We start from the raw sequence: 13517 nt of genomic DNA, 5'->3' as shown, positions 1-13517 counted from the left end.
TTTGCACCACTAGTGCTTAACTAGCTATAACCACATGAAATATATAAATTAATAGGATTTCGAATATTTAAACATTACCGCTACCTTTGAACAGGTGTAACGATTTAACGGATGATGTGTAATCTTTACGCAAACCAGCGCCTATTCAATGTAGCCTTCGTTAACCCTGTTACCGCTTCTTTCTCGTTGCAACACGAATAACAACGCTTTATTCTCAAGATACAAAAATGATTTAGTGCATCACTATGCATTGGGTTAATAGTAACGATTAACGTGGTGCGCTACTTTGTTAACTAGAGTTTATAATTTGTGTCGCGCTTTATCGGTGCTGTCATTGTTCTTCTGTATCCCCGTGTTAGCTACCACCAGCTGGCATACGCTTCATCAGCCTACGTTTTATACGCCTCTAGCCGAGACCTCACTCATTGACGGCCCTATCCTTTCGGTATTGGAAACTAAAGACGGGTTTATTTGGTTGGTTGATTCCAAAGGATTATGGCGGTGGGATTCCCAGTCATTGAAAGCGGTAACATTTGAAAATAAGCAAAGCGATACGCCTTCGCCGCAAATTCAAGCCACCTTTGCTACAGACAATGGTGAAGTATGGGTAGGCACTCAACAAGGCCTTTACCGTTTACACCAAGAAAAACTTCAACTCATTGCTTATGAAGAAAGTTTACTTTCGAAAGTTTCAATCCTTCACCTTAACGTCACCTCGGTTGCCAAGAATAAAATTTTTGCGTTTACATCAGATAGAGCCTTGTTCATTTTTAATGATACAACGAAAAAACTATTGGGGTTTGAACTGCCTAATAGAGCGAGGATCCACGCACTTCATGTAGATAACAAGCAGCAGTTGTGGGTTGGCTCTGAACAAGGATTGTTTCATTTCCCGCTTGTTCATATCGCCACTAGCGGCATAGAACATTCTCCTCAACTGGTAGAAGTTGGCAGTTATAAGCAACCTCGTATCAGTAGTATTCTTTCGACCGCTTCAGGCTCCCTCGTGGTAGGTACTGCCGACAAAGGCTTGTTTGTCAAAAATGACGATGCACCGTTTCGCCCATTCGCGTTAGGTAACACGACATCGCCTTGGCTTTTCACAATGAGCGAAATCAAACCTGATTTGGTGCTGCTTGGCACTTTTGGCCAAGGCTTAATAGAAGTGAATATTAAGACTCATGAAATCCGCCAGTTTTCGCACAATCCACTGCAACCTGCCTCGCTTGCTGACGACAATGTTTGGTCTACCTTTACCGATAGCAAGGGGCTAGTATGGATTGGCGCTGGGCACAGCCTGAACATTTTTGATGCCAATAACCAATCGATAATTAACATTTTTGGTGGTGCAAATATTGATAAAAGCTTGGGTAACCGAAAGGTACATTCGGTGCAGTCTCATGATGGCGAACTTTTAGTGGGCACGGGTAACGCCGGAATCGAAATACTATCTCCTATAAATGGCAAAACAGGGCAGCTGTGGGAAACATCAGAAAATCCCGTAGAAACCTTACATGCCGCTAAAGATGGAGATGTATATGCTTCAAGCAACTTTGCAACAGTGAAAATTGACTCTGCCACTAAACAAAACTTTCCACTGGCAGTCGGTATACGTAAACCTTCAACATTTACCACTGCTTTTTTATCGACCGAGACGAGTTTGTGGCTAGGCGGCACAGACGGCTTATGGGTGCGACACAAGGGTACAGAAAAACAAATCGAATTTGCTAACAGTATTAACGAGAGACGTATCGCCTCATTGGCCATTGATGAAAGTCGCTTATGGATTGGCACGTGGCAAGGATTGGTAAAGGGCGATATTCACATGGGCCAAACTATCAATTTAGCGACAACCCAAATTACTCACCCCATTTTAAAACAACAATATATATCAAGTTTATTCGTTGACGAAAAAGGTTACCTTTGGGTCGGAACGGGCTCTGCAGGTGTATTTGTTAAACCTCAACAAGCTGATTGGATTCAAATAGAGAGCGCTAATGGCTTACCTGGCAATAATATTGCTGCTATCGCAGGTGAAAATGCAGATCATATTTGGGTGAGTACGACTCGAGGCATTGCGGCAATAAACCGCTATACCTTTGATGTCACCCGCGCAGCTACCGCACCAAGTATGGCCAATGCGCCTTATGCACATTCAGCGGCGACAACGACAGGTGAGAACGACATTGTTTTTGGGGGCGTTAACGGCTTAACCATTATTGACAGTGCTAATTTTACGTTTTCGAGGCCGACTGTTCCCATAGTGCTTACTGATATAACGTTGGTTAATCAGGACGATAGCATTGAATCACTGGGGCTAACTGCGACTGATTTAACCGTTCCTCCGTTAGCAAAACGACTTACTTTCGAATTTGCCGCGCTTGATTATCTTACCCCTGAACATACCCACTATCGCTATCGCGTATTAGGATTGGATGGAAACTGGGTTCAGGCAAATGCTGAGCAACGTTTAGCCGTTATTACTATGCCACAACCTGGCGACTATACTTTGCAAATTGAGTACTCTTACGATGGGATCTTGTGGGAAAAAAATGCATTGCATCGGCAGTTACTTGTTATGCCAGCGTGGTATCAAACCCTGCTAGCAAAATTTGTGGCTATTGTATTTTTATGTATCGCCGTCTACCTAGGTCATTTATTGGGAGTAAGACACCATAGACAACGTCAGGCATTTTTAAAAAAGCTCGTAAACGCGAGAACGGCTGAATTGTTGGCCGCGAATAAACAACTAAAAGAGCAAGCCACTGCGCTGAAAGAGGCTAGCTTGACTGACCCCCTGACCGGGTTACACAACAGACGCTATTTAGCACAACACATTGAGCGCGACATTGCTCTCGTGCAGCGTTATTACGAAAACTGTGCACAAACCTATTCTATTCCCAAAAACCAGCACGATATACTGTTCTTCGTTATCGATTTAGACCACTTTAAAAACATCAACGATACTTATGGACACCAGGCTGGTGATAAGGTTTTAGTAGAAACACAAAATCGCTTAAAGCATATATTTCGTGAAACTGATTACCTTATACGCTGGGGAGGTGAAGAGTTTCTTGTCGTCGTCCATAACACCCCTAGAGAAGATGCCTATGTGATGGCTGAGCGAGTAGTGGATATTGTAGGTTCACGTGCGTTCCAACTTTCAGAAGGTACACAAAGGCATGTTACCTGTTCAATTGGCTATGCGGCTTACCCGCTTTCTCAACAGCATTATGATATTTTTGATTGGCAAACCACAATAGGCTTTGCTGATACTGCGCTTTATGGCGCGAAAAATAATCGCCGCAACACATGGATGGGCTTAACGTCTATTCCATCAAGCACAGACCGAAAGGCACTAGAAAAGGTTGCCAACGCGCCTTCATCTATTTTCACCTACGCGCAAGTTCAACAACCTACGACACTGCAATAATAAAAACACCGAGTTTTATTTTACTGAATATAGAAAGCCGTCAACGAAAAAGCCCCCGCTCGTTGGGCTTTCCAACTGCGGGGGCTTTTATTAAAAACAATTGTCTATGTTACGACTAACTGTTTCTTTCTCGCTTGTCGCCGCGCTTGCCACGCTTTTCTTTCATCGATTCGAACTTTTCTAGCTGTTCGTCGGTTAGAATTTCGCTTACTTTGACACGTACATCGGCCATTTTAAGGAAACGTGCTTTCGCTTTTTCGGCTTTTAGGTTTGCAAGTTCATTTAGGTCTTGCTCGTAATTAGCGTCTGACGGATCGAGTGCCTTAAATTGCGCTCTAAACGAATCTTCGCTGCCTTTCTCTGGGCGGTTTGCTTTGCGCTCCGCTTTAAGTTCGGCCTTCAGTGCTTTTAGCGCATCTTGCTGCTCGTCAGTTAAATCTAGCACTTTCGTCATTTTGTGTATGGGGAAGAAGTCAGGACCTTTACGGTCATCAGAATGTTTACCACCTGCATAAGCAGTCGTGGCGATACATGCACTCAATAAAACACCGGCAATTAATTTTTTCATCTTAATATTCCTACTTGTTTTGGTCATGATGCTGCATGACATGGGGGAAACGTTTTGTTTCATCAACGGAGCTAAGTATGCATAAACGATTCGATAAGTAGGGTTAAGCTAGTGTAAAGTTCGGTAAAGTTGAAAAGTCCTCAAAATAAAACGGTTAATCTCTATTTTATGGAAAATGAAAAATACAAAATCTTACTGGTAGATGACGACGCAGAACTTTGCGCGCTACTCAGTGAATTCCTGCAAACCGACGGCTTTGCAGTTGAAACCTTAAATAGTGGCGATGCCGCCGTTGCCCGCTTATTGCAAAGCGATGAGTTCGATACGGTAGTGTTAGATATTATGATGCCCGGTATGTCAGGCCTAGATGTGTTGCGAAATGTGCGCGCTAAAAAACAGACGCCTATTCTTATGCTTACCGGTCGTGGTGATGACATAGATAGAATTCTTGGCTTAGAAATGGGCGCCGACGATTACCTAGCGAAGCCTTGTAACCCGCGGGAACTTGGCGCGCGTATTCGCGCCATTATACGCCGGACCCAAAATGGCAATGCGCCAACCCAAACGGTTGTGCATGCTGAACTTCACGGCATTGTGCTTGATAGCGGCGCGAGAACGGCGCTTGTCGATAACACTCCCCTGCCTTTAACGGGCGCAGAGTTCAATGCGCTAAGCTTGTTAATGGAACGCGTTGGGCAAACCATCACAAAACAAGAAATGACAGAAGAAGTGCTTAATCGGCCGCTTGAAGCTTATGACCGTGCCATGGATGTACACGTAAGCCGAATACGCCAGAAGCTGACTGCGGTAGGTATAAACGACGTGATTAAGTCGGTTCGTGGTGTGGGTTATCAAATGCTAACCCCACCAGCACAACAGTAAGGTATAGCATGAAGCATTCAGAGGTTTGGCATTCAATAAAACAGACGTTTGGGTTTAAACGCCTGTTTTGGCGAATATTCCTTACATTCTGGGTCGCTAGCTTACTCGTGATGACTGCCACGGGATATGTACTGGTTAGCAAATATACGTCTGACGAATATAGTCAGCGTTACTTTAATGGTGTAATTAGCCAAGCCGAGCGCATTGTATGGCGTTATGAGCAAGACTTAGCTAGCGGGAACGTACCCAAAGGCAAGATAAAAGACTGGATAAGCCATAATGTCAGACATCGTAGCGATCTCATTGCTATGCAGATATCAGATAACACGGGTAGAACCATCTATCACTATCGTATGAACAAGGTGCCTCAAAGGGATCGCACAGTAAAATTAGTATATGGCCTATCTGCACTACCCTATCGCGTTGAAACCCGATTGCCAGAGGCGCCTCGCAACTATAAACAAGTACTTTACCGGTTTCAATCATTGCAGTTCGTTTTTATCTTTATTGCCTCTGCCATTGTCAGTGCGCTATTAAGTTGGGGGATCGTACGCCCTATTAACTTCTTAGGTGCGTTTAGTCGCCGTTATGCCGACCAACAAGAAGTTGCTACGCTGCCTAAAGCCATTCTGACTCGTGGTGATGAACTGGGCGACTTAGCCGCTGATATTAGCTTTATGGTCAATAAAACGCATCAAGCTGCCACCAATCAGCAACAACTGTTGCATGATGTATCTCATGAACTTCGCGCGCCACTGGCTCGTTTGCAAGCATCGGCAGCTATTATCGAGCAGCACACGCCAGATAGTCGTCACGTAAAGCAAATTCATAATGATTGCGTTCGTATGGATGCACTTATTCAACAGATTTTGGATTATTCAAAGTTAGAAAAAGGTAACCCAAGCCCAGAAGCGTGCGATATTAACGCACTGTGTGAACGTATAGCCGATGATATGGCAGTGCATTACCCGGGCATTCCACTAACCCTTAACTGCGAGCCTAATGTGACAATTTCAGGTTATGCAGAAGCCCTTCATCAGGCATTGGAAAATATTATCGGCAATGCTTGTAAATATTCATCTCGCGGTGAATTGGTTGAGGTGAGCACGGAAAAACGGAGTAACACGGCTGTAATTACCGTGCGCGACCATGGTCCTGGTGTTGATAGTGAGGAAATAGAAAAGTTGCTTCAACCTTTCTACCGTGCAGGCAACCAAATGCATACATCAGGATTCGGACTAGGGCTGAGCATTGCGAAAAAAGCCATTGAAAAACATGGTGGAAGATTACAAATGACTCGCCCTGCCGATGGCGGCTTAAGCGTTGACATTGTGCTGCCGATAAATCAGTAATCCACCACGTATTACCCACCATCCAGTCAATATTGAACGTCGAAGCCAGATTCAACCCTGATATAAATCAGTACTGTTTAACCGCCCCCCTACAGCCGAGTAAAAAGCCAGTACAATGCAGCTTGAAAATAAGGCATATAACCTGCTTATTTATGATGACTAGCTAACTTATTCCCCGTGTTTGCCAATGTGAATAGCCTGCGTTAGGTGCTTGAAATACAGGCTCGACAACACCGTGGAAATAATACGTTTCTAATAAATAGCGTGCTTTGTTCGTGCTTTATTAAGGGTAGGATGATGATGACAAAAACAAGGATTGCGTTAATTGGTGGCGGCCCCAGCGCCCTTTCTATTCTTAAAAAAGCATTGCGCTTTTTTGACAAGCAGCTTGATGATGCCGAGAGTGTAAATGGCAGAGCATCGCCTCATTTAACCTTCGATATCTTTGAGCGTAATACCGCCCTGGGCAAAGGCATGCCTTACAGTAAAGATGGCGCGTCGTGGGAACATATTACCAATATTTCATCTGATGAACTGGCTCCGTTTGATGAAACCCTGCTTGAATGGTTGCGTCAGCAAAGCTCCGAGTACCTCGCTAAATATCAAATTGAAAAAACTAAACTGCATGAAAAACACGTGGTGCCCCGGTTGCTCTTTGGGGAATATTTACAGGCCCAATTTTGTGAATTAATTGGCAGATGCCGTGCAGCAGGGATACACGTTAACGTGCATCTTCAGTGCAACGTTTTGGACATTAAACCCACCACTGCAGATGAAAACAGCCCTGAGCGTGTAGACAGCCCTGAGCGTAATAACAGCCTTGAGCGCCAAAAGAGCCCTGAGCCTACAAACACCGACAGTCGCACTGGCACTAACATATTAACTGACACGGGATGGGTAACAGGATTCGATAAGGTGGCGATCTGTACTGGTCATATTTGGCCCAAGACCCACGAAGGTAAAGTAAAAGGGTATTTTGATTCTCCCTACCCGCCCACTAAGTTGCAGCAAAAATATAACCATACAATAGCGCTTAAAGGCAGTTCCCTTACCGCTATTGATGCTATTCGTACGTTAAGCGAAGCTAATGGTGAGTTTTATCAAACTGATAACCAATTAAAATACCGTTTATTCGACAACGTACCAGATTTCAAGATAATCATGCACTCGTTAGAGGGTTTACTGCCGAATATTCGCTTTCACTTAGACGACCCGCTAGTGTCTGATGAAGGCATGCTAAGCGAGCAAGAAATTGCTCAACATAGGGCTGATAACGATGGTTTCTTAAGTTTAGATTTTATTTTTGAGCGAAACTTCAAAGCGGCATTAAATAAACTGGACACTGTTTTTTATCAAAAAATAGCGAACAAAAACATAGAGTCGTTTTGCCAATGGATGCTTGATTCTCGTAAAGCGTATGAGCCCTTCACCTTATTTAAAATTGAGTACCTGCAAGCCGAGCAGTCGATTAAACAACAGAGCACATTGCAATGGAAAGAAGCCCTCGCATTATTAAGCTTCACGATAAACCACCCAGCTAAGTACTTTAGTGCAGAAGATACCCTACGACTACGCAATCACCTTCTGCCTCTTATTGGCCTTATGATTGCGAATATTCCGCAATCGTCCGCGGCCCAGTTACTTGCCCTGCACGATAGCGGCGTACTCGATATCATTGCTGTTGATAGCAGCAGCCGCTTAGAAATTGAAGGTGATGGCGATTTTCAATTTCATTTTAAAGACGAGGACAATAAGCCTACTGTAAACACATATAAAACTTTTATCGATTGCACTGGGCAGAAGTCACTGCCAATAGACGCATTCCCTTTTAAATCTATGTTTGCAGGTGCCGAGCCATTAGTCGCTAAAGTGAGGTTTAAAGATAAGTATCAAGGTAAAAAGCATCTAGTAGAGACCCCTAATAGCGTATGCAAAGGCTCCGACAACGAATACTATTTAGAAACAGGTGGTTTTGCTATTAACGATGACTTTCAACCCATTTTAGCCAACGGTAGTCTTAACGAGCGCTACTTTGTTATGGCTGTGCCGTATATTAGTGGGTTCAATCCAGACTATTCAGGTTTCGATTTTTGTGATCAGGTGGCAGAGCTGATTGTGAATAAGCTTAAGTGAATCAATAAAACTATGCACCACCTATGCTAGAGTGCTTGTATCATTTGGGGATAAAAAATCGTTTTTTAACTGAATACCGTATTAGTGGTAGATGCACTATTAGAACGTGCTTTAAAAGGATATAAAAATGAAAAAGATAATTGCCGTGATGGTCGCGGTAGCCAGCTTAGCCGCGTGCAGCGATAATGAAGTAGGAGATGTGTCGTTAGGCGTATTCACCACAAAGGATATTAAGTTAGACGCCATGCAAGACCCTATCGTAACAGGCGTGACTTGCCATATCTCTAGTATTGAAGCGAATTTAGATGTGTCAGACCCTTCCGATAGCTCTATAGCTTGTCGTCAAACCGGTGAAATTACCGCACAAATGCTAAGAGATATCGACAAATCCGATTCGGGCGACATCATATTCAGAAAATCGAAGAGCATTTTCTTTAAGAACATGAAAGTAAGACGCATATTCGACGCCAAGTCACAAACCTTGATGTATCTTTCGTATTCTACAAAAGAAACATCAGGAAGTTATAAACATAGCTTGTCGACAGTACCTTTATGGGGAACGGCGGCCTACGGTGTGATTACTAACGAAGATTAACCGCCGATTGCTACTCATCAATTGCTGGCCGTCAATTGCTAGCCGTCAAAGATTAGCTAGAGACGTAATTTACGTTTAATTTAGAACTAAAAACCGTGGTACGTGACGAATTCTTCGTTGTCGGCACGTACCGATCTTACCTCGTTAGCAGCAAAGTTTTCATCTGGGTACCCTAGCGCAATACAAATCATAATGGCTTCAGAGTCTGGTATTTGCGCATGTTTATGCACTACATCAGATTGCATTATGCCTTGGCCGTTAATTACGCAACCAAGCCCTAAATCCCAAGCTGCTAATACAATACCGTAAGCTAAAGAGCCTAAACCAAATTGCGTGATACCTGCAGGCTCTAGGGCTTTATCGTAAGTTAATACCAATGACACGGGCGCATCAAACTGCCTAAAACCACGCATCATCCAATCCATACGTTTTTCTTTGTCTTCCCTAGCTATGCCCATTACATCGAATAGCTGCATGGCAACATCACGCTGTCGTTGCTTATGAACGCCGTCATAGTCTTCTTTGTAAGGGAAGTCTCTGACGTACGGCGTACCGGCTAATGTTCTCTCAGTATTACCTTCACGAATTTTATCGAGCACATCACCCGCTACCGCATGAATTTTCCACGTTTGGGTGTTGTAAGACGAAGGAGCCCATTTCGCTGCGTTAATAATGGCATCCACGGTTTCTTTAGTGACAGCTTGTTTGGTAAAACCACGTACACTTTTACGTGATGCAGCAAATTCAGCAAAATTCATACTTACTTCCTATCTCAGTCATTACACTCAATTGTTAAAATAGAGTAAACACAGCTAGATAGGTATGCAATAAGCGCTAACCAGATATTGGATTGTTTGTTTTTATAGATATGTATTCGAGGGAAAAGTCAGGGTGTGTTGCCAATGATTTTAACAACACCCCTACCGAGGTTTTATTAGTATGGATTAACCATCTGAAGTGATAGTGTCAATTATCTCGTCTAGAACAGCTTCCGCTCTACTAGTTTCTACTTGGCACGTACCGGCATTCAAGTGGCCACCACCGCCGTACTTAAGGCATAGTTCACCGACGTTTGTATTTGAAGTGCGGTTGGTGATTGATTTACCAATAGCGAAAACCACGTTTTGCTTTTTAAGGCCCCACATTTTGTGAATTGAGATATTGCAATCGGAATACATCGCATAAATCACAAAACGGTTGGTCGCGTAAATGGTTTCTTCTTCGGTTAAATCGAGCACCACAAGGTTCTTGTGAACGGTTGCACATTTGGCCAATTGCACTTTCGCTAGCTCATTGTGCTCGTGATACAAAGCTACACGCTCGGCAACATCTTCCATTTCCAAAATTTCTTCAATACTGTGATCTTTACATGCATCAATTAATTTCATCATTAACTGATAGTTCGAAATTTTGAAATCACGGAAACGCCCCAAACCAGTTCGGGCATCCATGATGAAGTTCATCAATACCCAATCGGTTGGCTCTAGTATTTCTTCTTCGGAAAATTGCGCGGCATCTCCTTTATCTACGGCTTCCATCATATCAACAGAAATACTGGGAAACTTTTCTGCGCCGCCGTAATAGTCATATACCACTCGCGCAGCAGAAGGTGCCTCAGGGTCGATTACATGATTTTTAATGTCACTCGCGTTTCGAACTGTTTCACTAAGATGATGATCAAACGCAATATGACAGCCCGCCACATAAGGCAGATTAGTGGTTATGTCATTCTCAGTAATATCTATTTTGCCATCTTGCATATCTTTAGGGTGCACAAATAAAATATCATCGATGAGATCTAAATCTTTCAATAGCACGGCACAAACTAATCCATCAAAATCGCTTCGAGTAACTAGTCTAAATTTATTATCGGGCATGTGGTTTCCATCTCTTCATTAAGCTGCTGCTTTTAGTGTAACAGTTAAAATGAAGTTTAGCGTAATACCACAACAGTACAATTATCACCTCGCAGAAGCGCTTTAAATCGAACCTAAAATGCATTAGCATTACACTTCTTCATTGAATTAACCGTTGGAAATTTCGGTTAATTAGCAGTCGTTTGTAACAACAAACGCCCCCTGGATCAGCAGACAGGGCATAACTGAGCTGGCATCTTTAATTTTTATTATTTTATGGAGCCAAGTTATGTCTGAATTATCGCCCTTGTTTAAGCCTCAAAATAAACCTCAAGATAAGCCTTCATCTACATCAAAAACACTCTGGATTAAAAACCCGCAAGCCGTTTTTACGGGTAACGAGTTAGATGCCGCAGGCGGCATTGTGGTGCAAGGCAGCAAAATTGTTGAGCTTGTTGGTGCTGGTCAAACACCAGTAACGCCTATTGATGAAACAGAAGATGCCTCTCAATTGGTGATGCTTCCGGGGCTAATTAATACGCACCATCACTTTTATCAAACCCTCACCCGCGCATGGGCACCTGTGGTTAATCAGCCGTTATTTCCTTGGCTTAAAACCTTATATCCGGTTTGGGCAAAACTTACCCCGAATGCGTTGTCGCTAGCCTGCGATGTGGCGTTAGCTGAATTATTACTGTCTGGCTGTACTACCACTACCGATCACCACTATTTATTCCCTACCGGCATGGAAGATGCCATAGACGTACAAGTAGACTCAGTAAAACGTATGGGCATGCGCGCCCTGCTTACTCGCGGTTCAATGAGCTTGGGTGAAGATGAAGGTGGCCTGCCCCCTAGGCACACCGTGCAAAGTGGTGATGCAATACTAAAAGACAGTCAACGGCTAATAAACACCTACCATGAGCGTGGTGAAGGCGCGTGGATGCAAATAGCCTTAGCACCTTGCTCTCCATTCTCTGTTACTCGAGAAATTATGGCCGACAGCGCACAACTGGCGAAAGATGAAGACGTGCGTTTACACACCCATTTAGCTGAAACGCTAGATGAAGAAGATTTCTGTTTAAAGATGTTTGGCATGCGCACCGTCGATTATCTAGAAAGTGTGGGCTGGTTAAGCGATAGAACATGGTTAGCTCATGGTATTCATTTTAACGAAGATGAAATTCGCCGCTTGGGTGCGGCCGGTACAGGCATAACGCATTGTCCGGTTTCAAACATGCGCTTGGCCTCTGGCATGTGCCCTACCCTTGAACTGATTGAAGCCGGTTCGCCTATTGGCTTAGGCGTAGATGGCTCTGCCTCTAACGATGCATCGAACATGATGTATGAAGCCCGCCAAGCACTTTACTTACAGCGCTTAAAATATGGTGCAGCGAAAATTACCCCAGAATTAATTCTAGGCTGGGCGACTAAAGGTTCTGCATCGCTTATAGGCCGTAGTGACATAGGTGAAATAGCGGTGGGCAAACAAGCCGACCTGGCCTTTTTCAAACTCGATGAGCTACGTTTTAGTGGCAGTCACGACCCTATCTCTGCGCTGCTACTATGTGGCGCAGATAAAGCCGAACAGGTAATGATTGGCGGAAAATGGCGAGTAAAAGAAGGGCAAATTATTGGGTTAGATACCCAAACCCTAATGGCGCGCCACCGGGCAGTGGCGGCGCAACTCGTTAGTTAATCTAGAAACTTATTAGTAACTTAGCAACCCGTTAATCAAAAGCCGGCTTGGCTAAGTATGTCTTTATACTTAGCCAAATAAGCATCTACATCCACGTCTGAACAAACCGATTGCGCTGGACAATCTGCCCATTCATCGATAGGAAAACGCTTTGCTACCGTTTTTTGCATAGTATGGCCTATGGCAGGGCCTTCTGTGATCACACGAATAGGCCCTTCAACAGTTTCAAAAAGCTCTGGTGCTATCACCTGCATAATGGCTGATGAGTCGTGTACGTATATGCCATCAACTTGGTCTGTTTGTTGATGAAAGTTAGCGTAAAAACGGGTGATGTCATAAATAAAAGGCCCATATGTAGGCGAACACTCAGCAAGGCGTGCCAAGTAATCGTTACTCATTATCACCTTTTTAGTGACATCTAGCCCTACTACGGTTACCGGCCAGTCAGCGGTAAGCACTTCGTCTGCGGCATGCGGGTCGCCTATAATATTGGCTTCGGCATACGGGGTTACGTTGCCTGTATTACCATGGTAACCAAACGCACCGCCCATAATCACCACACGCTTCACTAAATTAATAATTTCAGGGCATTTTCGAAGTGCCAGCGCTAAGTTAGTCATACGCCCTACCGCTACTAACGTAATTTCACCGGGGCTGGCTTTCACCTTTTCAATAATGTAATCGTGAGCGGCAAGTGACACTTCACTCGGTAAGTCAGTTTCATCAATATCAACGTTGCCCAAGCCGTTATCACCATGAACAAAATCGGCAGGCTCATCTACCGGGATAACTAACGGCTCTTTTGCACCACGGGCCACATCTGCGCTTAAATTAAAGCGCTTTTTAAGGTACAAGGCATTACGCGTGGCGGTGTCTATATTCGCATTACCGAAGCCGGTTGTAATAGCCAGCAAATCAATATCGGCACTTGCCTGGGCAAATAAAATCGCCATAGCGTCATCAATACCTGGGTCGGTATCAAAAATAATCTTTTCCATT

Annotated in this window: 10 protein-coding genes; 6 read left to right on the top strand and 4 right to left on the bottom strand. The window is 43.9% G+C overall.

Annotated features, from left to right (window positions below; translation table 11 throughout):
* Positions 1 to 286: 286 nt before the first annotated feature.
* Positions 287 to 3433: a ligand-binding sensor domain-containing diguanylate cyclase gene (locus C7Y69_RS13100; RefSeq protein ID WP_126873014.1), complete on the top strand. Its 3147-nt coding sequence runs from the start codon at positions 287 to 289 to the stop codon at positions 3431 to 3433.
* Positions 3434 to 3548: 115 nt separating this feature from the next.
* On the opposite strand, the gene C7Y69_RS13095 is transcribed toward C7Y69_RS13100, so the two are convergent.
* Positions 3549 to 4001: a Spy/CpxP family protein refolding chaperone gene (locus C7Y69_RS13095; RefSeq protein WP_013783597.1), complete on the bottom strand. Its 453-nt coding sequence runs from the start codon at positions 3999 to 4001 to the stop codon at positions 3549 to 3551.
* A 168-nt stretch (positions 4002 to 4169) separates the two neighbouring features.
* On the opposite strand from C7Y69_RS13095, the gene C7Y69_RS13090 reads away from it, so the two are divergent.
* The 4 genes from C7Y69_RS13090 to C7Y69_RS13075 all read left to right on the top strand — a co-directional run bounded on the left by C7Y69_RS13090 (position 4170) and on the right by C7Y69_RS13075 (position 8963).
* Positions 4170 to 4883: a response regulator transcription factor gene (locus C7Y69_RS13090; protein WP_013783596.1), complete on the top strand. Its 714-nt coding sequence runs from the start codon at positions 4170 to 4172 to the stop codon at positions 4881 to 4883.
* An 8-nt stretch (positions 4884 to 4891) separates the two neighbouring features.
* Positions 4892 to 6235 (top strand): sensor histidine kinase, encoded by a 1344-nt coding sequence (locus tag C7Y69_RS13085; protein WP_126873013.1) that lies wholly within the window; start codon positions 4892 to 4894, stop codon positions 6233 to 6235.
* A 300-nt stretch (positions 6236 to 6535) separates the two neighbouring features.
* The gene (locus tag C7Y69_RS13080; RefSeq protein WP_126873012.1) at positions 6536 to 8368 is read left to right on the top strand and encodes an FAD/NAD(P)-binding protein; all 1833 of its coding nucleotides are present in this window, start codon (positions 6536 to 6538) and stop codon (positions 8366 to 8368) included.
* A 127-nt stretch (positions 8369 to 8495) separates the two neighbouring features.
* The gene (locus C7Y69_RS13075; RefSeq protein WP_126873011.1) at positions 8496 to 8963 is read left to right on the top strand and encodes a CreA family protein; all 468 of its coding nucleotides are present in this window, start codon (positions 8496 to 8498) and stop codon (positions 8961 to 8963) included.
* Positions 8964 to 9049: 86 nt separating this feature from the next.
* On the opposite strand, the gene C7Y69_RS13070 is transcribed toward C7Y69_RS13075, so the two are convergent.
* The gene (locus C7Y69_RS13070) at positions 9050 to 9721 is read right to left on the bottom strand and encodes a nitroreductase (protein ID WP_126873010.1); all 672 of its coding nucleotides are present in this window, start codon (positions 9719 to 9721) and stop codon (positions 9050 to 9052) included.
* Between the two features lie 186 nt (positions 9722 to 9907).
* On the bottom strand, positions 9908 to 10840 hold the full coding sequence (locus tag C7Y69_RS13065) for an exopolyphosphatase (protein WP_126873009.1): 933 nt from the start codon (positions 10838 to 10840) through the stop codon (positions 9908 to 9910).
* 268 nt (positions 10841 to 11108) lie between these two features.
* Between C7Y69_RS13065 and C7Y69_RS13060 the strand changes: the two genes are divergently transcribed.
* A complete protein-coding gene (locus C7Y69_RS13060; RefSeq protein WP_208805873.1) occupies positions 11109 to 12518 on the top strand; it encodes an 8-oxoguanine deaminase in 1410 nt (469 codons plus the stop codon).
* Between the two features lie 35 nt (positions 12519 to 12553).
* On the opposite strand, the gene C7Y69_RS13055 is transcribed toward C7Y69_RS13060, so the two are convergent.
* On the bottom strand, positions 12554 to 13516 hold the full coding sequence (locus C7Y69_RS13055; protein WP_126873008.1) for a nucleoside hydrolase: 963 nt from the start codon (positions 13514 to 13516) through the stop codon (positions 12554 to 12556).
* Position 13517: the final 1 nt, after the last annotated feature.

The organism is Alteromonas sp. KS69 (assembly GCF_003989595.1).
Lineage (GTDB): Bacteria > Pseudomonadota > Gammaproteobacteria > Enterobacterales > Alteromonadaceae > Alteromonas > Alteromonas naphthalenivorans.
This window is presented reverse-complemented; position numbering and strand designations above follow the sequence as displayed.

Excerpts from the sequence above, each read along its gene's own strand:
- C7Y69_RS13055 (WP_126873008.1), bottom strand. The coding sequence starts at position 13,516 with ATGGAAAAGATTATTTTTGATACCGACCCAGGTATTGATGACGCTATG.
- C7Y69_RS13060 (WP_208805873.1), top strand. The coding sequence starts at position 11,109 with ATGTCTGAATTATCGCCCTTGTTTAAGCCTCAAAATAAACCTCAAGAT.
- C7Y69_RS13065 (WP_126873009.1), bottom strand. The coding sequence starts at position 10,840 with ATGCCCGATAATAAATTTAGACTAGTTACTCGAAGCGATTTTGATGGA.
- C7Y69_RS13080 (WP_126873012.1), top strand. The coding sequence starts at position 6,536 with ATGACAAAAACAAGGATTGCGTTAATTGGTGGCGGCCCCAGCGCCCTT.
- C7Y69_RS13075 (WP_126873011.1), top strand. The coding sequence starts at position 8,496 with ATGAAAAAGATAATTGCCGTGATGGTCGCGGTAGCCAGCTTAGCCGCG.
- C7Y69_RS13070 (WP_126873010.1), bottom strand. The coding sequence starts at position 9,721 with ATGAATTTTGCTGAATTTGCTGCATCACGTAAAAGTGTACGTGGTTTT.
- C7Y69_RS13090 (WP_013783596.1), top strand. The coding sequence starts at position 4,170 with ATGGAAAATGAAAAATACAAAATCTTACTGGTAGATGACGACGCAGAA.
- C7Y69_RS13085 (WP_126873013.1), top strand. The coding sequence starts at position 4,892 with ATGAAGCATTCAGAGGTTTGGCATTCAATAAAACAGACGTTTGGGTTT.
- C7Y69_RS13095 (WP_013783597.1), bottom strand. The coding sequence starts at position 4,001 with ATGAAAAAATTAATTGCCGGTGTTTTATTGAGTGCATGTATCGCCACG.